The organism is Micromonospora sp. NBC_01655 (genome assembly GCF_026339755.1).
Classification (GTDB): Bacteria; Actinomycetota; Actinomycetes; order Mycobacteriales; family Micromonosporaceae; genus Micromonospora.
Genome location: NZ_JAPEQF010000001.1, coordinates 6251290 through 6272837, shown reverse-complemented (window position 1 = coordinate 6272837; position 21548 = coordinate 6251290). Strand labels below are relative to the sequence as shown.

The 21548-nt window shown below is 68.4% G+C and carries 14 protein-coding genes; 8 read left to right on the top strand and 6 right to left on the bottom strand.

What is annotated here, in order from left to right:
* Positions 1 to 5: 5 nt before the first annotated feature.
* The 5 genes from OOK41_RS27575 to pglX all read left to right on the top strand — a co-directional run bounded on the left by OOK41_RS27575 (position 6) and on the right by pglX (position 12334).
* Positions 6 to 383, top strand: coding sequence for a nucleotide pyrophosphohydrolase (locus OOK41_RS27575; RefSeq protein WP_117666154.1), 378 nt, complete (start codon positions 6 to 8; stop codon positions 381 to 383).
* Positions 384 to 496: 113 nt separating this feature from the next.
* A complete protein-coding gene (locus tag OOK41_RS27570; RefSeq protein ID WP_117666156.1) occupies positions 497 to 2401 on the top strand; it encodes a DUF2075 domain-containing protein in 1905 nt (634 codons plus the stop codon).
* Between the two features lie 110 nt (positions 2402 to 2511).
* Positions 2512 to 4479 carry a DUF2075 domain-containing protein gene (locus OOK41_RS27565; RefSeq protein WP_117666158.1) on the top strand — a complete coding sequence of 656 codons (1968 nt, stop codon included), beginning with the start codon at positions 2512 to 2514 and terminating at the stop codon, positions 4477 to 4479.
* Positions 4480 to 4679: 200 nt separating this feature from the next.
* Positions 4680 to 8819, top strand: coding sequence for a BREX system serine/threonine kinase PglW (pglW, locus tag OOK41_RS27560; protein WP_266267214.1), 4140 nt, complete (start codon positions 4680 to 4682; stop codon positions 8817 to 8819).
* Complete coding sequence (pglX, locus tag OOK41_RS27555; protein WP_266267213.1) at positions 8816 to 12334, top strand: BREX-2 system adenine-specific DNA-methyltransferase PglX; 3519 nt, start codon at positions 8816 to 8818, stop codon at positions 12332 to 12334. The genes pglW and pglX overlap by 4 nt, the downstream gene beginning before the upstream one ends.
* A gap of 73 nt (positions 12335 to 12407) precedes the next feature.
* Here the strand turns inward: pglX and OOK41_RS27550 are convergent, their stop codons facing one another.
* From OOK41_RS27550 to OOK41_RS27535, 4 genes are all read right to left on the bottom strand, one after another.
* Complete coding sequence (locus OOK41_RS27550; protein WP_128763519.1) at positions 12408 to 13109, bottom strand: hypothetical protein; 702 nt, start codon at positions 13107 to 13109, stop codon at positions 12408 to 12410.
* A gap of 251 nt (positions 13110 to 13360) precedes the next feature.
* The gene (locus tag OOK41_RS27545) at positions 13361 to 16078 is read right to left on the bottom strand and encodes a ParA family protein (RefSeq protein ID WP_117666166.1); all 2718 of its coding nucleotides are present in this window, start codon (positions 16076 to 16078) and stop codon (positions 13361 to 13363) included.
* A complete protein-coding gene (locus OOK41_RS27540; RefSeq protein WP_117666169.1) occupies positions 16075 to 16491 on the bottom strand; it encodes a hypothetical protein in 417 nt (138 codons plus the stop codon). The genes OOK41_RS27545 and OOK41_RS27540 overlap by 4 nt, the downstream gene beginning before the upstream one ends.
* Positions 16492 to 16868: 377 nt before the next feature.
* Positions 16869 to 17285, bottom strand: a complete 417-nt coding sequence (locus OOK41_RS27535) for a hypothetical protein (RefSeq protein WP_117666170.1) — start codon at positions 17283 to 17285, stop codon at positions 16869 to 16871.
* A gap of 150 nt (positions 17286 to 17435) precedes the next feature.
* Here OOK41_RS27535 and OOK41_RS27530 point away from each other — a divergent pair, with 150 nt between their 5' ends.
* The 3 genes from OOK41_RS27530 to OOK41_RS27520 all read left to right on the top strand — a co-directional run bounded on the left by OOK41_RS27530 (position 17436) and on the right by OOK41_RS27520 (position 20398).
* Positions 17436 to 17657, top strand: coding sequence for a hypothetical protein (locus tag OOK41_RS27530; RefSeq protein WP_117666929.1), 222 nt, complete (start codon positions 17436 to 17438; stop codon positions 17655 to 17657).
* A 7-nt stretch (positions 17658 to 17664) separates the two neighbouring features.
* Positions 17665 to 18222 (top strand): DUF6879 family protein, encoded by a 558-nt coding sequence (locus OOK41_RS27525; protein WP_117666172.1) that lies wholly within the window; start codon positions 17665 to 17667, stop codon positions 18220 to 18222.
* 91 nt (positions 18223 to 18313) lie between these two features.
* Positions 18314 to 20398 carry a tetratricopeptide repeat protein gene (locus tag OOK41_RS27520; RefSeq protein ID WP_266267212.1) on the top strand — a complete coding sequence of 695 codons (2085 nt, stop codon included), beginning with the start codon at positions 18314 to 18316 and terminating at the stop codon, positions 20396 to 20398.
* A gap of 67 nt (positions 20399 to 20465) precedes the next feature.
* Here the strand turns inward: OOK41_RS27520 and OOK41_RS27515 are convergent, their stop codons facing one another.
* Together OOK41_RS27515 and OOK41_RS27510 are read right to left on the bottom strand one after the other, a co-directional pair.
* Positions 20466 to 20654 (bottom strand): DUF397 domain-containing protein, encoded by a 189-nt coding sequence (locus tag OOK41_RS27515; RefSeq protein WP_117666176.1) that lies wholly within the window; start codon positions 20652 to 20654, stop codon positions 20466 to 20468.
* On the bottom strand, positions 20647 to 21528 hold the full coding sequence (locus OOK41_RS27510) for a helix-turn-helix transcriptional regulator (RefSeq protein ID WP_266267211.1): 882 nt from the start codon (positions 21526 to 21528) through the stop codon (positions 20647 to 20649). Before OOK41_RS27510 ends, OOK41_RS27515 begins: the two co-directional genes overlap by 8 nt.
* Between the last annotated feature and the right edge of the window lie 20 nt (positions 21529 to 21548).

The following is a 21548-nucleotide window of genomic DNA, read 5'->3' as shown; positions in this document are numbered from 1 at the left end:
CGTACATGAGCCGGAGTGACGACCGCAACCTGGAGACCGTGGCGGAGCTTGCCGACCAGCTACGGAGGTTCGCCCAGGACCGGGAGTGGCAGCAGTTCCATACGCCGAAGAACCTGGCGATGGCGTTGGCCGGCGAGGTCGGGGAACTGCTGGCGGAGTTGCAGTGGCTGACGCCGGAGGAGTCGATCCGGCTGATGTCCGATCCGGAGCTGGGTGGCCGGGTGCGCGCTGAGATCGGCGACGTCATGATCTACCTGCCCCGGCTGGCCGACGTGCTCGGGATCGACCTGGTCCGGGCGGCGGAAGACAAGCTGGCGGAGGTGGCCCGGCGGTATCCGGCGGACCGGGTGCGCGGTTCGGCCGCCAAGGCGGCGCGGCCGTAGCCGCGGATCGATCTTCTGGATAGGGTATTCGGGTAGAAAAGCGGTCTGACGGGCTTCTGATACGGACATGCCCCCCGCGCGAACGCTTCGTGCTGCCCGGAGGCGCTTCCCTGATGTCGGCGTACCGTACGTCCGCTGCTGGCCTGTTGCGACTCGCCACCGACGGCACCCTGGTCGAGGTGCTGGCCGAGCGGGCCCGGCACAACGGCCACGGAGTGGCTCCCGCCGAGAAGCGGGCCTGGTCGCGCAGCCTGCCGGTGCTCGCACAGGATCTCGTCGACGCCGGCCTGTCCCAGGTCGAGGTGCTGGTCGAGTACCAGCTCCCGTTGACGAGCCGCCGCGTCGACGCGGTACTGGCGGGCCTCGACCCCCGGACCGGGGACGACTCGTACCTCGTGGTCGAACTCAAGCAGTGGAGCTACGCCACGGCCTACGAGGAATCCGACACCCTGGTGGCCGTCGAACAGGTCCGTGGGCCACGGCTGCACCCCGGTGTCCAAGTGGCTGACTACTGCCGTTATCTCAGCGACTTCCTGGGGATCCTCGGCCGGGAGCAGAAGCGGTTGAGCGGTGCCGCGTACCTGCACAACGCCGTGGACCGGGATGTCGTCGACCTGCTCGACCGGCCGGCCACCGAGCAGAGCCGGATCTTCACCGGGCAACGCCGGGGCCAGTGGCTCGACCATCTTCGCAGCCGGTTCGCCGCCAGTTCGGGAGCGGACGCAGCCGACCGGTTCCTGACCAGCACTGTGCGTCCCAGCCGGCACCTGCTGGCGTACGCGGCGGCCGAGCTGAAGGAAAGCTCGCACTTCACCCTGCTCGACGAGCAGCACGTCGCGTACGAGCTGGTCATGCACGCGGTCGAACGGGCCCGGACGGCGAACCACAAGCGGGCCGTGGTGGTGGCCGGCGGGCCGGGCAGTGGCAAGAGTGTCATCGCCCTTTCGGTCCTCGGCGAGTTGGCGCGACAGAACCGGTCCGTGCTGCACGCCACCGGCTCCCGGTCCTTCACCCAGACCCTGCGCCGCTACGCCGGCCGGGGATCCACCCGCCTGCAGAGCCTGTTCAAGTACTTCAACAGCTTCATGGACGCCGGCACCAACGACATCGAGGTGCTGGTCTGCGACGAGGCGCACCGGGTGCGGGAGACCTCGGTGAACCGTTACACGACCAAGGCCCGCCGAGACATCGCCCGTCCGCAACTGGAGGAACTCCTCTCCGCCGCCCGGGTGCCGGTCTTCCTCCTCGACGAGCACCAGGTGGTCAAGCCCGGTGAACTGGGCAATGTCGAGGTCATCTCGGCGTTCGCCGAGAAGCTGGGCCTGGAGGTCGATGTCGTCTCGTTGCACGACCAGTTCCGCTGCGGCGGCAGCGAGGCGTACGAGCAGTGGGTCCTGGCCCTGCTCGGCCTCGACGGCGGCGAGCCGTCCGTCTGGGCGGGCGACGGCCGGTTCGACGTACGGATCGCCGAGTCGCCCCAGGAACTGGAGGACCACCTGGCCCGACGGCAGGGAAGCAGCGGGACGGCCAGGATGTCGGCCGGGTACTGCTGGCCGTGGAGCGACCCGAGGCCGGACGGCACGCTCGTGCCGGACGTGACGGTCGGCGACTGGGCCCGACCGTGGAACGTCAAGAGCGACCGTAGCGTCGGCGACGCACCCGGAAGCGCCTACTGGGCCACCGATCCGAACGGATTCGGGCAGGTCGGCTGCGTCTACACCGCGCAGGGCTTCGAGTACGACTGGTCCGGGGTGATCATCGGCCCGGACCTGGTGGCCCGGGACGGGCGGCTGGTGACGCGCCGCGAGGAGTCGAAGGACCCGGCGTTCCGTAGCAAGAAATCGGTCAGCGACGAGGAGGCGGATCGCCTCATCCGCAACACGTACAAGGTGCTGCTCACCCGGGGGATGCGCGGCACGGTGCTGTACGCGACGGACGCGGAGACCCGCGAGTACCTGCACGGCCTGGTGCGGGTCGAGCACCCGCCGGAGGTCCGGTTCGAGAAGATGGCCGGGTAGCGGCAGCCAAAGCGTGTGGCTAGGGTGACGGTCGGTTGAGCGGAACGACGGGCTTCCTGTGAGGGACATGCCCCCACCGCACGAGATTCTCGTGTTTTGGGGGCCCGTCAGTGTCGGCGTACCAGACCACACCCACCCGCATCTTGGAGCTGGCCGAGGCGGGGCGACTGGTCGATGAGGTCTCCGCGCACCTGGTAGCCACCGGGTACTCGGTTGGGGAGCCCGAGCGGGAGTCGTGGCGCAGGAGCCTGCCGGCGCTCGCCCGGCACCTCTGCGAACTGGGGTTCGGTGACCTCGACGCGCTGGTGGAGTACCAGCTTCCCCGCAGCAGCCAACGGATCGACGTCATCCTGGCCGGTGCCGAACCGCTGCACTCGCGCCCGGCGTACCTGGTCGTCGAGCTGAAGCAGTGGAGTGCGGCGGAGCGGTACGACGAGGCCGGTTGCCTCCTGCGGGCACCGTGGACGCCGAGGCCGCTGCTGCACCCGTCGGTGCAGGTCGAGGCGTACTGCTCCTATCTGGTGGACCACCTTGAGCGGCTGCGTGAATGGCCGGAAACGGTGCATGGCATGGCGTACCTGCACAACGCGACTGTCGAAAGCGTCCCCGATCGGCCGTCGCCCCGGAGCTACCGCAACATGCTCTACACGCCGGACCGAGCCGACCGCTTCCCCGGTTACCTGGCGGCAAGGTTCTCCAAGGTCCGGGACGGGCGTGCCGCGCACCGGTTGTTGACCAGTCCGGTGCGGCAGAGCGCGCGGCTGCTGGCGATCGCGGCCGACGAGGTGGGCAGCCGGGGGCATTTCGTCCTGCTCGACGAGCAGCGTGAGGCATACGAGCTGGTCATGCGGGCGGTTCGGTGGGCCGACGCGGGCCGACGCAAACGAGTCGTGGTGGTGTCCGGTGGGCCAGGCACCGGCAAGAGTGCCATCGCGCTCGACCTCTTCGTCGACCTGCTGCGGGAGGGGCGACAGGTCAATCACGCCACCGGCTCGAAGGCGTTCACCCGGACCCTGCAGCTCTACGCCCGCGAGCAGCCGCTGCACCCGTCGCAACGATCCGATCGGCTGTTCAAGTACTTCATGAACTTCACCTCCAGCCGGAAGGACGGGCTCGACGTGCTGATCTGCGACGAGTCGCACCGAATCCGGGAGCGCAGCGCACGTGGGTCGTGGCGGGCCGACCGACCGCAGGTGCAGGAGCTGATCGACGCGGCGAAGGTGCCGGTCTTCCTCCTCGACGACCACCAGGTCGTGCGGCCGGACGAGGTGGGCAGCATCGCCGCCATCAGGGAGGCGGCACAGCGTCTGGACCTGGAGGTGGACGAGGTCGCCCTGGGCGCGCAGTTCCGGTGTGGCGGCAGCCCTCGGTACGAGCGGTGGGTGCGCTGTCTGCTGGGGCTGGAGAACGCGGACCCGTACCGGTGGACCGGGGACGAGAACTTCCGGCTGGCGCTGGCCGACTCGCCCGAGGAGATGGAAACGGTCCTTCGGCACCGCAACGACCAGGGCGAGACGGCCAGGATCTCGGCGGGCTTCTGCTGGCCGTGGACGACGAAGTCTCGCGGCGGACGGCTGGCGCCGGACGTCCGCATCCACGGGTGGGCGCGCCCGTGGAACGCCTACGAGGAGTCCCCGCCGCCCGGTATCCCGTCGAGTTCCTACTGGGCGACGGATCCCGGCGGCTTCCACCAGATCGGCTGCATCTACACCGCTCAGGGCTTCGAGTACCACTGGTCGGGAGTGATTTTGGGACCCGACCTGGTGGTACGGGGCGGCCGTTTCGTTACCCGGCCCGGCGAGCTGCGTGATCCCAAGCTGGTTTCCCAGGACGGAAGAGTCAAGACGAAGAATCCGGACAGGTTGATCCGCAACGCGTACAAGGTGCTGCTCACCCGGGGATTGTTCGGCACCCTTCTCTACTCGGTCGATCCGGAGACGCAGGACTTCCTGTCGGGGCTGATTCCTCGCCCCCGTCGTCGTGGCCCGGCGGTTGCGCCGGGCGTGCGGCGGGTCGGCGAACGGGTGGAAGGAAACACCACTCAGCAGGGACTGTCAGATTCCCGACGGAAGAGCTGACAGGGTGGCGTAGGGAATCCGAATTCCCAGGTGAGGCACCGAATCGGGGCGGTCAATGTCGATTTTCATCGTCTGGTTCGCTTGTCCTGACCTCCGGGCTATGGGCAGGAATGGGAGCGGGCGGTACCGTCCACCGGGCTGTAGGACGGTCTGTTATCCGGGAGTGGCACTGATGATCGTGCAAGAATGCTCGGTGCGGCATGCGTGAGGACTCACCACGCTGGGAGCAGATCAATCCGAGTTCGTACCAGCACGAGCAGGAGGGCCTGCGCGAGCTGGCCGCCTACCTGCCGGATGCCGAACCTTTCCACGTCTGGGCCAACGTGGAGTTCGTCGGCACCGATGGCTCGATCAACGAGGTCGACGCTCTGGTGCTCACCCGTAGCGGCCTCTACGTGCTGGAACTCAAGCACTGGCAGGGCCCGGTGTCCGGGGACGGCCAGCAGTGGCGGCGGCACAAGCCCAACGGCCGCACCCAGGTGGTCGACAGCCCGCTGATCCTGGTCAACCGCAAGGCGAAGCGGCTGCGCAGCGTCATCCAGCAGTACGCGCCGCATGGCGCGAAGGTCCCGTATGTCCAGGCGGCGGTCTTTCTGCACGCCAAGAACATGCGCGGGGACCTGGACGACATCGGACGCCAGCACGTCTACGGCCTGGACGGCAGCAGCACCTCCCGCCTGCCGAGCCTGAAGGAGCTGCTGCTCGTCCAGCCGGTCGACGCCCGCAACCGCGTCGACGCGGTCCGGGGCCGGCAGATCGTCGAGCTGGTGAAGGGCGCGCGGATCCGCCCCTCGGTCGCCGACCGCCGGGTCAACCAGCTCGTGCTGCACCAGCGGCCGTTCGCCGAGGGCATCGGCTGGCAGGATTTCCTCGCCGACCACACCGTCGGCACCGAGTTGTTGCGCCGGGTGCGGTTCTACCTGACCAGCCGGTCGGCCGAGGAGGACGTACCGAAGATCAAGCTCGCGGCGGAGCGCGAGTTCCGGCTGCTGCAGGGCATCCACCACCCCGGCATCGCCCGCGCCCTGGACCTGGTCGAGCACCCGTGGGGGCCGGCGGTCGTCTTCGACCACCGCGCCGAGTGGGTACGCCTGGACCAGTGGCTGGCCGAGCGGGACGGCCGGCTGCAACTGGCCCAACGCCTCCAGCTCGTGCAGGACCTCGCCGAGATCGTCGACCATGCGCACTCGCGGCGGCTGTCGCACCGGTCGTTGAACCCGCGGGCCGTCTTCGTCTGCGACCCGGACGGCCCCCGCCCGACCCTCGTGGTGACCGACTGGCAGACCGGCGGTCGGCTGCCCGGCACCCGGGTCACCACGCTCGGCTCTTTGACCGATCCGGCCAGCATCGAGCTGTTCTTCGACGACGTGGTCCGGCGCTACCAGGCCCCCGAGGCGGCCATCCTGGAGGAGTTGTCGGGCCACCAGCTCGACATCTTCTCCCTCGGCGCGCTGGCGTACCGGATCTTCGCCGGGGTCGAGCCGGCGACCTCCGCCGAGGGGCTGCTCGCGGCGGTCGCCGACGGCGGCCTGCACCTCGACGCGGTCGCCGACGGCATGCCGGACGCGCTGGTGTCGGCGGTCTACGACGCGACCCGGGGCGACCCGGCGCAGCGGATGAAGCGGGTGGGGGAGTTCCTCACCTGGATGGACCTGGTCTGGGAGGAGCTGACCGCCCCGGAGCCCGTGCCGGTGGTGGATCCGCTGCAGGCACACCGGGGCGACGTGCTCGACGGCGGCCTGAGCGTGCTGGGCAACCTCGGCAGCGGCGCCACGGCCATCGCGCTCTCCGTCGCCCAGGAGACCCCGGAGGGCCGGCGGGAGTTGGTGCTCAAGGTCGCCCGCGACGAACAGTACGCCGACCGGTTCGCCGCCGAGGCCCGCACCATCGACAAGCTCCGCGACTCCCGGGTGGCGGCGCTGGTGCAGGGCCCGATCAAGGTCGGCAACCGCACCGCCCTGCTGCTGGAAAACGCCGGCGAGCGCACCCTTGCCGAGGACCTGCGCGGCGGCCGGCTGGCTCTGGACCTGCTGGAGCGCTACGGCCGGGACCTGCTGGAGATCGTGTCGTTCCTGGACGGGCAGGGGGTGTGGCACCGGGACATCAAGCCCGCCAACCTGGCGGCCCGCCCCCGGCCGAAGGACCGGCAGCCGCACCTGTGCATCTTCGACTTCTCCCTCGCGGGGGTGCCGGCCGACCAGCTCAGCGCCGGCACCACCGCCTACCTCGACCCGTTCCTCGGGCCGCCGCGCCGGCTACGCTTCGACGCCGCCGCCGAGCGGTTCGCCGCCGCCGTCACCCTGTACGAGATGGCCACGGGCACGCTGCCACGCTGGGGTGACGGCGCGAACCCGGCCACCGTCGCCGACGAGGTGACCCTCGACCCTTCGGCCTTCGATCCCTCGGTCGCCGACCGGCTCGTCGCCTTCTTCGCCAAGGCCCTCGCCCGGGACACCGCCGACCGGTTCGACACCCTCGACGAGATGACCGACGCCTGGCGGGCGGTGTTCCGGGAGATTCCCGAGCCGGCGGCGGAGGCCACCGACGACACGGGGGCGCTCGCCCCGCTGGGCCGCACCTCGCCCCTGGAGGCCACCGAGCTGACCGCGCGGGCCCGATCGGCGCTGGAGCGGCTGGGCTTCACCACGGTCGGCGAGTTGCTGGACGCCGAGCCGTCCGCGCTGACCCGGGCCCGGGGCGTCCCCGACGCCACCCGCAAGGAGATCCTGGCCCGCACCCGGGAGCTGCGCGACCTCCTCGATGCCGAGCGGGAGCCGACCGCGCCCGCCGACCCGCCCGCGCAGGGCGTCGAGGCGCTCTGCGCCACCCTGCTGCCGGAGGTCGTCGGCCGCACCGCCTGGCACCGCGCGGCCGTGCAGGTGCTGCTCGGCCAGGCTGCCGACGCCGAGGGCAGGCATCTGCGCTGGCCGTCCCAGTCGGACGTGGCCCGGGTGGCCGGCAAGCAGCAGCCGCAGATCTCCACCCTGATCAAGCGGGTCGTTGCCCGGGACTGGCAGCCGAACGCCGCCCTCGGCCTGGTCCGCGACGAGATCGTCGCCCTGCTCGACGGACGGGGCGGGGTGGGCTCCGCCGAGGAGATCGCCGAGGCGCTCATCGTCGCCCGCGGCTCGTACACGGCCGAGCCGAGGCGTACCGCCCAGGCCGTCGGCCTGGTCCGGGCGGCCGTGGAGACCGAGCTGGCCCGGGGCGGCGATGCCCGGCTGGCCATGCATCGGCTGCGCGGCGGCGACACCGTGCTCATCGGCCGGGAGCCCGACGACCCGGGCATCGAGCGCACGGCCGACGACCTGCTCGGGTACGTGACCCGGCTCGGCCGGCGCGCCACCGCGCTGGCCGGCGCGGACCCGCTGCCCACCCGGGTCCGGGCCGTGGAGGAGCTGCGGGCGCTGGAGGCGCCGCCGGCCGGCACGCCGCCGCTGAGCGACGCCCGGCTGTTGCAGCTCGCCGCCGCCGGCAGCGGCGGCGAGGTGGCCGTCAACGCGCAGGGCCAGCTCTACCCGGCGGGGATGCCCGCTGAGCGCGCGCTGCGCCTCGCCGCGGGCGCGCTGGTCGGCCAGAGCCTCGACCCCGAGACGGTACGCGCCAGAGTGCGCACCCGGTTCGCCCGCGCCCAGGAGCTGCCGCCCCGGCCGCAGCTCGACGGGCTGCTGCGGGAGCTGATCCCGCTGGTGTGGGACTCGAAGGATGCCAAGTACGTCCCGCCGGACCGCACCTCCTCGGTCACCGGCACCCGGTCGCTCACCACGGTCGGCCCGCTCCTGGAGCCGGACGCCGCCGCGCACGCCAGCAGGCGACTGGACGGCGTCATCGACCGGCGCGGCTTCCTGGTGGCGCTCACCTCGATCCGGCGGACCGTCCACGCCCGCCGGGCCCTGCTGAAGCGGTACGACCTCACTGAGGTCGACGTCACCGCGATCATGCTGGAGCGGCTGCGGTCGCTCAGCTTCCCCTGGGAGGTGATCGTCGCCGCCGACACCGGTTCGCCGACCGACGCCGACTTCCGTTCCCTGGTGGAGCTGTTCCAGCACGAGGTCATGCCCGCCGTCGAGCGGAGGCTCGCCGAGACCGACCGGCCGGTGCTGATCACCGAGGCCGCGCCGCTGGCCCGCTACGACCAGCTCCGGCTGATCCAGGAGCTGGCCGACCCCACCCGGCCCCGCCCCGCAGCCCGGCTGCTGCTGCTTCCCGTCCGCCGCACCGAGCCGGTGCTGCTCGACGGCCGGCAACTCCCGCTCACCTCGCCGGCCAGCCAGTCCCTGTGGCTGCCCGAGGAGTGGAGCAACACCCTCACCCCGCAGATAAGGAACGCCCCCCGATGATCCCCCTGAAGGCCCTGCAGGCCCAGGTCACCGCCCTCACCGACGACCTGCGCGGCGTGGTCGCCCGGGATTCCGAGCTGGAGTCGTCGCTGCGCAAGGAGCACGGCCAGGCGACAGAGGCGCGGCGTACGGCGGGGACATTCGAGACCTGGCTGGAGGACGTCCTCGACCAGGCGGCGGTGGCGTGGGTGCTCGGCTGCGTCTTCGTGCGCTTCTGCGAGGACAACGAGCTGGTCGAGCCGCTGTGGATCGGCGGCCCGGAGCCGGCCGCGCCGGTCGAGCGGGCGGTGCAGCACCGCCAGCAGTACCTGATCGACAACCCCCGGCACAACGACCGGCACTGGCTGCGCGAGGCGTTCGAGTACCTGCGCGGGCTACGCGCCACCGGCAAGATCTTCGACGAGCACAACCCGGTGTGGCGGTTCGGCATCTCCGGCGAGGGGGCCGAGCGGCTGTCGGAGTTCTTCCGGCGCGGGCCGGGCCTGGCATCGCTGCGGGTCGAGGACCTCGATACTCGCTTCCTCGGCGACCTGTACCAGGACCTGTCGGTACACGCGAAGAAGACGTACGCGCTGCTGCAGACGCCCGACTTCGTGGAGGAGTTCATCCTCGACCGCACGTTCGAGCCGGCGGTGAAGGAGTTCGGGCTGTCGGAGACCTCGGTCATCGACCCGACGTGCGGGTCGGGGCACTTCCTGCTCGGGGCGTTCGACCGGCTGGTGAAGCTGTGGCGCAAGCGGGAGCCGACGACCGACGTGCGGGTGCTGGTCGAGCGGGCGCTCGGGCAGGTGACCGGGGTGGACATCAACCCGTTCGCGGTGGCGATCGCCCGGTTCCGGCTGCTGGTCGCCGCGATGAGGGAGTGCGGGCTGACGTCGCTGGAGCGGACGCCGGCTTGGCCGGTGCGGGTTGCGACGGGCGATTCGCTGCTGCACTGGGGGCGGAAGTCGCGGCACCAGGGGGATCTGATCGCGGAGCTGGAGGGCCGAAACGCCTTCGCGTACGCGACCGAGGACGCCGACGTGCTGGGCGACTACCTGCGCGAGGGGCAGTACACGGTGGTTGTGGGCAACCCGCCGTACATCACGGTGGCAGACTCGGCCCGCAACCAGCTCTACCGCAGCATCTACCCCGATGTTTGTCACCGCCAGTACGCGCTGACGGTGCCGTTCGCCAAGCGCTTCTTCGACCTGGCCAAGCGCGGTGACGAGCACGGCGAGGGGGCGGGCCACGCCGGCCAGATCACCGGTAACGGCTTCATGAAGCGCGAGTTCGGCAAGAGGTTGATCGAAAAATACCTGGCCCATCACGTTGAATTGACTGAGGTGATCGATGCTTCAGGGGCGTATATTCCTGGTCACGGAACTCCGACCGTGATCCTGATTGGGCGGGCAAATTCGCGTCGGCGAGCATCTGCCGTTCGAGCTGTACTTGGCGTCCGGGGCGAGCCGAGTCAGCCGAACGAACCGTCGAAGGGCCTTGTCTGGCGGGCTGTAGTGGATCAGATCGGCCAGCCGGGAAGTGTGTCCGAATGGGTCTCGATTGCTGATTTGCCACGTGCTAATCTTTCGCTTCATCCATGGAGTCTCTCCGCAGGCGTTGCTTCTCCAGTCATGTCGAAGCTCCAATCCGGCGCGGATGTCTTGAGCGGCGTTGTGGACAACATCGGCTACGTCGGACAAACAAACGCAGATTCGTCAATGCTGGCAACCAGGGAGCAGCTTGCCCGGGTTGGGGTTGAGTCTGACGCTCATCTCCAGTTCGTTACTGGCGAAGCGGTTCGCGACTTTGTTGTTCATGGGGGTGATCATTCCCTCTTTCTCCATCGCGGTTCGGAACATCTCGATATTGCTGATTATCCAGGTGTCCTGCGTCGGCTATGGCCGCTTCGAGAGTCACTGTGGGCTCGACGGACGTTTGCCAAGTTATCCTACAAAGAAGAAGGTCGCCCGTGGTGGGGCTGGCACCAAGTTGCATCGCAGCGACTCGGTGTGTCCCTATGCATTTGCTTCGCCTTTGTGGCTACCCACAACCACTTTGTTCTGAGTAGGGGCGCGAAGCTTTTCAATCGCCATGCTCCGATGATAAAGCTGAGGCGGGAGGCGACGGAGGACGATCACCTGCGGCTGCTCGGGGTGCTGAACAGCTCGACCGCCTGCTTCTGGCTCAAGCAAGTCAGCCATAACAAGGGCAACGGCGGTATTGGTGGCGGCATCGGCGACGAGGACTGGGAGCCGAGATACGAGTTCACCGGGACGAAGCTCCAGGAGTTTCCGCTGCCGAAGACGTACCCGTTGGGGCGGGCGCGGGTGCTCGACTCGCTGGCGCAGTGGCTTTCCAGCCTGACCCCGGCGGCGGTCGCGGAGTCCGGGGTACCGACCCGGGAGAGGCTGCGTGCGGCGAACCGCGACTATGACTTGACCCGATCGCAGATGATCGCGCTCCAGGAGGAGTTGGACTGGGAGGTTTACCGGCTCTACGGGCTGCTTCGCGAGGAGCTGACCTGCCCGGAGCCGCCGGAACTCAAGCTGGGCGAGCGTGCGTTCGAAATCGTGCTGGCGCGGAAGATGGCGGCCGGCGAGGTGGAGACGCAGTGGTTCGCGCGGCACGGGTCGACGCCGGTTACGGAGCTGCCGACGCACTGGCCGGATGACTACCGGGCGCTGGTGCAGCGGCGGATCGAGGTCATCGAGTCGGATCGCAACATCGGGCTGATCGAGCGGCCGGAGTGCAAGCGGCGCTGGGCCACCGACGGTTGGGACGCCATGCAGACGAAGGCGCTGCGGGACTGGCTGCTCGACCGCCTGGAGGCCCCGAAGCTGTGGGGCGACCGTCCTACGCCTCAGTCCGTGGCGCAGCTCGCCGACAAGGTGCGCCACGACGACGACTTCCGGTCGGTGTTGGAGCTTTGGGTCAGCCGTGACGATTACGACCTCACGAAGACGCTCGCCAAGCTGGTCGCCGACGAGCACGTGCCGTACCTCGCCACCTACCGCTACAAGCCGTCGGGGCTGCGGAAGCGGGCGCAGTGGGAGCGGACCTGGGAGCAGCAGCGGTTGGAGGACGCGGGCGAGGGCGTGCAGATCGCGGTTCCGCCGAAGTACACCTCGGCCGATTTTGCGAAGCCGTCGTACTGGCGGGCGCGCGGCAAGCTCGACGTGCCGAAGGAGCGGTTCATCTCGTACCCGAAGGCGGGCCGGGATGGCGACGGCACGGAACTGCTCGGCTGGGCAGGGTGGGACCACCTCGCCCAGGCCCAGGCGCTGGCGACCGTCTACCTGGACCGGAAGCTTCAGGCGGCCTGGCCGGCGGAGCGGCTGCTGCCGCTGCTCGCCGGCATCGCCGAGCTGGAGCTCTGGCTGCACCAATGGCACGCCGATGAGCGGCCCGACTTCCCCGGCTCGCCGGCACAGTTCTTCACCGATCTCATCGACGCCGAGCTGTCCCAGCTCGGAGCCGACCGCGCCGAGCTAACCAACCTGCGGGGCTTATCCCAAGCTGCGACGTCTGCATGAGATTAGCCGGCGGAGTCCGCCTGGGCCGGTGGTCGCCGGCCCAGGCGTGGAGAGTTCGGTTTAGAAAGCGCGGTCACCCCGCCGGCCAGCCTGATTGAGGAGCCCAGTTGGTGCCCTCCGAACAAGCGCGAGTCAGACGGCCGCGCGGTCTTCGGGTGCGGAAGGCTGGCCGACGGGCGTGGCCTTCCTTCCGTTCCTTGCCCAACATCCACAGGTACTTGTCGATTTCCCGGATGGAGAACTCTTCCAAGCTATAGTGCGTGCGGAACCTGTTGATCGAGCGGTGCCAGATCGCATAGTCGGCTGCCCAGCGTTCGCCAGGTGCGAAGTTGTCGAACGTCGCACCCTGCTTGAGTAATTCGTTGAGGACCCCGGCTACCAGAGAATCGTAGATGGGGTATAGGTCGGGCCTGTGGAAGCTGCAGTACTTGGTCGCAAAAGAGTAGTTGCGTCGCTTGTTGCCACCAAAATCAACGATGGCGATCTTTTCGATGAGGTCAGGGTTTACGTCGGGCTCGGCCAGTGCAGCGTCGATGTCCAGGCTGACGATGTGCCGTGCGACCTTAAGCACGCCCAGTATACCGGTTGCGTAAAGGCTGTTCAGCGCTGCGACCTTGACCCCGGCCGCACCGACATCGGTGTTCTGTGGAATTGCCCCAAACGTAACCCTCAGCGCAGCATCGATTTTTTCGCTGTCGCCTTCGCGCCAACATGCGAGGTGTTTCCGCACCTGGTCGGGTGAGGGTGTCGGAACCGGATGCAGTGATGCAGGCATAGGTCTCTCTTCGGGGTGTCTGAAATGAATCGCGCCTTGCCGGCTCGTGCCGAGGAACGCGGAGCCCGCCGCAGGCCTCCTCGACGACCTCCCGCCGATCAGGCCGATCCAGAACCGCGCCAGGTGGGCGGGGCTCCGGGCATCGCAGGTCAACGTCAGCAGTCATGGATCCACGACTGAGGATAGAGGGACGGGGTCGGCAGGCAGTAACGGGTTTGAGCGGCACGCCAGGGTGGGAGTTTGTGTGAGCGTCAGCCGGAAATGTCGTTCCGGCGACGTACCAACTTCGCCATCGCAACCACCCTCGGCCGACCCTGAACCGAAAAGCCCAGCCCGTGCCGGAAAATCTCCGGAATCCAGTACTGGTCACCTTCCCGGAACACGACACCGTTCGTGTCCAGTAACCGTGCCTCCTCGCTGCTGAGCCCGACGGACTCCAACCGGAACGGCACTTTCTTCCGGTCGACGTCAAGGTCTCGGAGACGGTCGAGCAGTTCGCGCACCGGGGGGTTCTCAAGCCGGATTGCCTCGATCTTTTGTTCGCTGCATTTTGGCAGGGCGTTGCGCATTGCGGCTGGGGCCAACACCCTATCGGACCAGCGCTGGTCGGCGCCCAACGACTCGGCGGCGGCAGTGGCGAGAAACGCGACGATGTCCCGAGCCTGGATCTGGCCTCGGAAGTCGGACAGCGCGGCGAAGAACCACACCTCCGAGCGGGCCTCCTTGGACTTGGCGCTGCCCATCTTCTCGCCCCAGACGGTCGACATCAGCTCGGAGAGTCGGGCCTCGGTGGCGGTGCGGATGTCCTCGCTGGAGACGTTCGGCAGGCTTCGACCTCGTTGGCAGACCCACGCGGCCAGCCGCAGCGCCTCCTCGGTGTTCCAGCGCAGGGAGTATTTCTCGTATCGCTTCTCGAACTGGCCGGGGTTCTGCCGGATTGCGGCCAGGGCCAGGTCCCGGCGGACGAACGCCACCAAGCCGAGCGGCCGGCCGCGCAACGTGCGCAGCCACTCCGGGCAACCGACCAGTAGTGCCTGGAGAGCGTCCTGCTGCTGGGCCCGCTCGGCGAACTTGGGGAACATATCCTCTAGTCCATCGAGTACGAACACTGCCGACCGGTCCCGGGCGAAGCTGGTGAGAGCCTCCTCGGCCATGGCCGGAGTGGAATCCAACCCGATCGACCGGGCGAAGCAAGCCAGCCAGACCCGTCGCCAACCGACCTGGGTAAGTTTGTCGGTCAGCGCCTCCGCGATGAGGTCCCGAATCGCCTGCCGACTCGCCGGCTTCCGTCCGGTGAGACCGACCGACGCGGCCGACCGCAGCCGATCGATCAGATTCGCCGATTCGTCGGACAGGTTGGTGGAGGCCAGGACCGGCACGGTCGGGACGTCCAGCGAGGCGTTTGACACCCCGACGTCCCGGACGAAGGATGCCCAGTCGGACCGCCGGCACAATTGCATGAAGGTGAATGTCTTTCCGGCTCCCTTGCCGCCGATGACGACCTCCACCGGCAGTTCCGTGCGGTGGGCCTCGGCGAGGTTCCGGAGCGCGTCAGTGGTGAGGAAGTCCGACTCGGCGGTCTGCTCGGCGTAAATCATGGCATCGGCGACCCCGGCCAGGTGGTGTCGCCGCTCCTCGACCGTGGTCGGTTCGGCCTCAACCGAGGCGGGGGCTTTGGTCGTCGCGGGTAGTGCCTCGACCAGGGTAGCCACCACGTCGGTCAACCGCAGGCGGGCAATGAGTGCCACCACCTCGTCCCAGTTGGCCGGCAGATTCAGCAGGCCGGGCTCGAACCGGCTGGTCATAATCGGAATGGCCGCATCGGTTGCCGGCAGGTCGTTGTTGAGGTCGCCGATCCGGCCGGAGACCTCAAGTGCGCTGTCCCGCAGCTCGGCCACCACGTCGGACAGCCGGTTTCCGTGGTCCACCGCGTGGAACTGCGTTAGGAGCAGCGCGCAGTCCGGGTGGCTCGGTTGTCGGCCGGGCGCCCGGCGGGCCAGCTCATGCAGGATCTGGCGGGTGCCGCGAACCGACTGGTCGCTGATGCTGGTAACGAAGACCCGGAGCACTCGGGGATCGAGCAGCAGCGGAGCACTCAGCTCGCTTGATCCGGCTCGCAGGTCGACGAGCACGGTGTCCGCGCCGACCGCGTGCCCCAGCTCGGCCAGGGCTTCGGTCAACACGTACGGATCCCGGTCGGTGGTGAGCAGATCGACCGGCTCGATGCGGGGTGGGGCGACCCGTAGATGGTCCCGGCGGGCGGGCAGCACTACCACCCCGCCCAACTCCTGATTCGCCAGGAACTTTCGGCCCAGGCTAATGGCTTCGACGTACGTCTCATCGACGGCACCGTGCACCAGCGCGAGGAAGTCCTCGTAGGCAAAGTCGATACGCGTCGAGTCGGCCACCATCCAGGTGACTCCCGGCGCTTCGAGGTCCGCGTCGATCAGTAGTACCTTCCGCCCCAGCTCGACGAGGCGCCGTGCGGTGGCGACGCAGTGCAGAGTGCGCCCGACCCCGCCCTTGAACGAGTGGAAGGCGACGACGGAGACCTCGTGCGGCAGGGCCGACTGCGGCTCGGGCAGCACCGTCGCTAACTCGGCGACCACCCGGCGATCGTTCCAGCGTGGCCGGCGTTCGGCGGGGGGGACGTCGCCGGTGGCCTCGATCTCGATGGCGAGTGGCCGCTGCGGGCCGTCCGGACCGGCGTCATCGAGCAGGAGTACGGCGTTTTCGGGCTCGACAGTCAGCGGCCCGAGAGCATTCCGTAGCCATGCCCAGACCTCATTCGCCGGCACCGTCGGATCTACGACGAAGCGGGCGCTGTCCCAGTACGCGTCGACCTCGCGCAGCCAGTGGGGCCAGCCGCCATGCCGGGCGAGATCGGCAAAGTATTGGTTGACATCCAACCAGGTGAAGAGGTGATCGGGGTGGCCGGGTTGGTCGGCATTCGGCTGGTCGTCGTTCACCGCCCGATCCTTTCTTCGCAGAGTCTTCCGAGCGTGGTCAAGACTGCCACAGCCCGCACCTCGTCCTCGGGATCAAGCTCTGCGCCGTACCTCCATGCCTCGTGAAGCTCCCTCACCTCCACGGGCGGATGGCTGAATCCACCTCGCGGGGGACGTCGGCAGGCCATCAGGTCGCGGTAGGCGGAGGCGCTGAGGTTCAGGCTCCTGGCCAGTTGCCGAAGGTCATGCGTGATGAGCTCCTGCCGCTGAGCGGTGGATCGTGCGTTTCGATCCTTGAGCGCCCACGTCTTCAATCCGCACTCGACCGAGTAGAAGCGCAGCAGGTGCCCGACGGGTGCGGGGCTCGTCTCGGCGGCCTTTCGAAGCCGAATGTAGCTGTTGGTCAGCTCGCGGAGGGAGACAGTCAGCGGCACCGACGAATCGTAGCCGTCACCACTGGTGGGTCAAGATGAACACACCGTCATATTTCATCAGCGGCTATGCCCAGTGTTGGCATCTCAGCCACGTGCAGCAGCCGCCTCATCCCCTGCTGATCATCGCCCATTAAGGGTATGCTCGGTGCTGATGGCCGGGACGGGTCGAATCCCCTGCGCCGGGATGGAACCTCGCCGGCCTGCGGGGCGCTCTCCTCGTCGCCGGCGCCGCCGCAGCCGAAGGACCTCGCCCGCGTTATCGAGCGTTGTCACCACGCACGACGCGGGTACTACCAGCCGCCCCTGGCCCCGGATGAAGGACTGCAATTCGACCACCGGCAACCGTGCACGAGGTCGCTGGTCAGTGTCGTGTCGTCTCAGCCGAACGAGATGCCCCCATGGACGTCGCGGGCTTGCACCACGGGCCCGCTGACGTCACCGGAGATCGAGTTGGCGACGCCGCCCGGACCTGCTGCGACGGCCGCGTCGGTCCGCTTCCATCGGGCCTGGAACTCCGCGCCGAACGCCGGGTCGCGTTGCGCCTCGCGATCCAGCAATTCCGCAAGAGGGCGCGCAGCGTCCGGTGACGGCTGGTGGAGCAGCCCCTCAATGACCTCGCGCGCCTCAGGCTCGCGCCGGAATCGGTCCCTCAGGAAGTCGATCAGCGCCGTTACCGCCAGTCGGCCGCCCTGGGCGAGTTCGTTGGTCGTCCACGCGACGAGCGTTGTCGCGGCGGTAACCATTATCGGATCCACTGTCGGTTCCACCTCCGAGCAGCCGACTTCGAACGTCACGAGGTCAATCGGAGGCGGCAGGGACTGTTGGTTGTCCTCGATGCTAGTGGAGGGTCCCAGATCGCCGGTATCGGCTTGTTCGGCCGCTACGCTGCGTACTACCCTCGTCGCAAGAGACGCCGGCTGGTTGTCTACTCGGAGGAGGTCGCGGTGAAGCTGACCAAGCTCTACAAGGACCCGGGGTCGGGTGGCAACGGCTGCCCGACGGTCTACCTCGCCGAGAGCGGAGAGCTGGTCGTCCAAGGGCACCTGGTCGACGGAGACACCCTCGGCGAGCTGGAGAACGTTCTTCCTGGTGAGGGTGCGGTTCGGATCTCTGCCGAGGTGGTGCTCGGCGCGATTGAGCGCTACCGCGAGTCCGGGCAGCGGTGATCGAGGGTTGACCCGATCGTTCACGTCGCTGAATGACGACGAGTTCAACCAACTGTTCCGCGACTTCCGTTACACGGCCTACCGGTTGGAGACGCTTCAGCGGTACGACGTGTCGTACGAGCAGGATGAGTTCGCCCGGTTCCTGGCGGGCCAGTCCCGCGGGGAGTTCCCCGGGATCGCCGCCTGGTGCGACACGGTGCGGGCAGCGGTGACGGCCGGCAAGCGGATGCACCGCGTCCATGTCGTGACCGAGCCGCTGTCGGACTACGTCCGCTTCGAGTGCGGCTGGGCCTACGAACACACGGTCGAGGCGGGTGAGGATGTCCGCCTCATCGTGGCCTCCGGTAACGACTGGCCGGCAGCATTGCCGCACTACGACTACTGGTTGTTCGACTCCCATCAGCTCGTGGCGATGTACTACGACGAGGAGGGGCGGTTCGTCTCCGGCGCGCTGATCAGCGAGCCGGAGAAGATCGTGCAGGCCAACCTGTGGCGTGATGCCGCCGTCTCGGCGTCGATCCCCTACCGAACGTATGCAGCCCAACTCCAGCCCAGTTCCCCATAGATCCCCTACTCGCCTTCGGGGAGGAGGCAGCGTGCGCCCGGCGCATAATGAGTCGTCAGGCGACGCTGAGGCTGTCGTACAGGCTGGGACGGTGTACGGCGGGGTCAACCTGTTCGGGCTCGCTGGGCCGCCTCCTCCACCGCCGCCCCGCCAACTACCCCTCGACGCGACCCGCTTCGTCAACCGCAAGCAGACCCTCACCCGACTCGACGCGGCACTGCCCGCCGGCAACGCCACGGCTGCGGGCGGCCCGTCGATGACCGTCGCTGCCATCGCGGGCGCCCCGGGTGTGGGCAAGACGGCGCTGGCTGTGCACTGGGCTCACCGAGCCCGGCACTGGTTCTCCGACGGCGATCTCTACGTCGACATGCGAGGCTACGGGCCAGGCCCCGCCTTGGACGTCGGACAGGCACTGGACACCTTCCTTCGCGCCCTTCACGTGCCGGCCGAACAGATCCCGACAGACACCGAGGGACGCGCCGCCCTCTACCGGTCCGCCCTGACCGGCAAGCGGATATTGATCGTGGTGGACAATGTGTCCACGGTCGGCCAGGTTCGGCCACTGCTGCCCGCCACACCGACCTGCATGGCGATCATCACCAGCCGCAGCCGGCTCTCCGGGCTTGTCGCGCGGGAAGGAGCGTCACGGATGACCCTGGATGTCCTGTCCCCGGACGAAGCGATCGCACTGCTGGGCGACAGCGTCGGCGGAGACCGCGTCAGCGCCGAACCGCAGGCCGCCGCCGAACTCGCCCGCCGCTGCGCCTACCTTCCGCTTGCCCTGCGGATCATTGGGGAACGCATCGCCAACACTCCCTACGTCACCCTCGCGGAGTTCGTGGCTGATCTTGCGCTCGTCGACCATCAGCTTGACGCCCTGACGGTCGATGATGACGAACTGTCCGACGTACGGGCCGTGTTTTCCTGGTCTTATCAGGCGCTACCCGAGGATGCGGCGCGGTTCTTCCGGCTCCTCGGGTTGCACGCCGGCTCCGACATCTCCGTCTCCGCAGCGGCAGCCATCGCCGGCGTGAGCCTCCCCCGAGCCCGCAGTCTTCTCGACCAGCTCACTGCGGCGCATCTCGTGCAGAGCCCTGCCCGCGACCGGTACCTGTTCCACGACCTTCTGCGTGCCTACGCCCTTGAACGTGCACAGGCCGAGGAGACGCCCGAGCAGCAACGCCGAGCGCGACGCCGCGTCTACACCTGGTACCTGTGGATGGCGGAGGAAGGCCGTAAGGTCATTCTTCCCTCCTCCCATGCCGTCGCTCTCGTCCCAGCCGAACCCGACGTGCCGATCACTCCCGTCAGGACCGTGGCCGAGGCGATGGCGTGGTTTGAGCGGGAGCGGCTGAACATCCTTGACGCCATTCGGCAGGCAGACGAGCTGGGTGACCACGACATCGCCTGGCAACTGCCCGTGGTCAGCGACGGATTCTTCGAACTCAAGTCGTACTGGGCCGACTGGCGCGACGTCCACCTCACCGGCCTTCGTGCCGCCCGGTCCGCCGGGTCACGCCTCGGCGAGGCCGCCAACCTGCGTTGCCTCGGCGACGCCTACTGGCGGATGGAGCAGCGCGAGACCGCCCTTGACTGCTACCGCCAAGGTGCCGACGCAAGCCGTGACGTCGAGGACCACTGGGTAGAAGGTTTCTGCCTGCGGGGCCTGGGCCTCATCCACGAGGAACTCGGCCAGATAGACGAGGCCCTCAACCTGTACGGCCAGGCGCGGGAGGTCTTCCGTCACCACGGCATCACCCGAGGCGAGGGCATGTCGATGCTCAGCCTCGGCAACTGCCACCGCGCACGCGGACACTTCGACACCGCCGTCGCCCATTACCAGGCAGCGGTCGCCATCCTCGACGGCATCAACGACCAGTGGAGCGTCGCCTGGGCCTCTTACCCCCTGGGCCTGGCCTACCAGCAGAGCGGCCGACTGGACGAGGCCCTCGAACAGCATCAGCGGGCTCTGGAACTCTTCCGCAGATTCGACGACCGACGCTGCGAAGGACTCACCCTCGCCGCGCTCGGCGATACCTTTCACGCCACCGACCGACACGACGACGCGCAGCGCTGCTGGCAGGAGGCACTTCAGATCCTCGATCCACTCGGAGACCCCCACGCCGACGCTGTCCGCCGCCTCATAGAGGTGGTTCCTCCTACGCGGAGTGAATGAGCTGGCCGGTCGGCTGCCACAGCGCCCCGCCGGGTTCGTCGGGAGCGCTGTGCGATGTCGGCGTACGTCAGCGGCGAGCGGACCGGATGAAGGCCGTCCAGGCGGTGGGGGTGAAGGCGAGGGTCGGGCCGTGCGGATCCTTGCTGTCGCGGACGGCGACGATGTCGGGCAGGTTGTCAGCGACCTCGACGCAGTCGCCGCCGTTGCTGCCGCTGCGGGTGCTCTTGCGCCACCGCGCGCCGGTCAGGTCAGCCATGGTGGACCTCTCCGATGATCTTGTCGATAAAGTGCCTTGATTGTCCTTCATCAAGGGCGAGCTGATCCAGGCTTCCCCAGGCATTCTCGTAGGCGGCGAACTCGTCCGGCCGGTCGAGGTAGAGGGCTCCGGTCCACGACTCGCTGTAGATCACCGGCGGTTCTGGTGTCGCCCGGTTGCCGAGCGGGAACTCCAACATGACGAAGGTGCCCGCCTCGACGCCACAATGAAGGCCGATCGACAGCGGGAGGACGCGGATGCTCACCGAGTCCCGCTCACCGACTTCGAGCAGATGACGCAGTTGCTCGGCCATCGTGGGCAGGTCGCCGACTATCCGCAGAAGGGCGCCCTCCGAGATGACGACCTGCATCTCGGGTGCTGCGGGGAGCCGGCGGGTCAACAGGGACTGGCGCTGTAGTCGTACCTGAACCAGCCGTTCGCGTTCCTCCTCGGTCACCTCCGCGCGATGCTGGTAGACGGCGTGCGCGTAGCTACGGGTTTGCAGTAGGCCGGGAATCAACGCCTCGTCGTATCGCCGGATCCGGCAGGCGGCGGATTCGAGGCCCACGTACAGCTCGAACCAGTCGGGGATGGCGTCGCCGTAGGCGTGCCACCAGCCCTTCGCCTTGGTCTCGCCGGCCAACGCCGTGAGGGCGCGCGTCAGCTCGGCCTTCGCCGCGTACAGCTCGCACATGGCGCGGACGTCGAGGCCGCGCACCGAGCCGAGCCCGCTCTCGATCCGCCACACCTTCTGGCGGCTGCACTCCAGCGCCTCGGCGGCGGCGTCCAGGGTTATCCCCGCCTCGGTGCGCAGGTCACGCAGCGCCTTGCCGAGCCGCCGTCGGGGCACTGTCGATCCCATGTCCTCGGCCATCCGGCCTCCCTCCGTTGAAT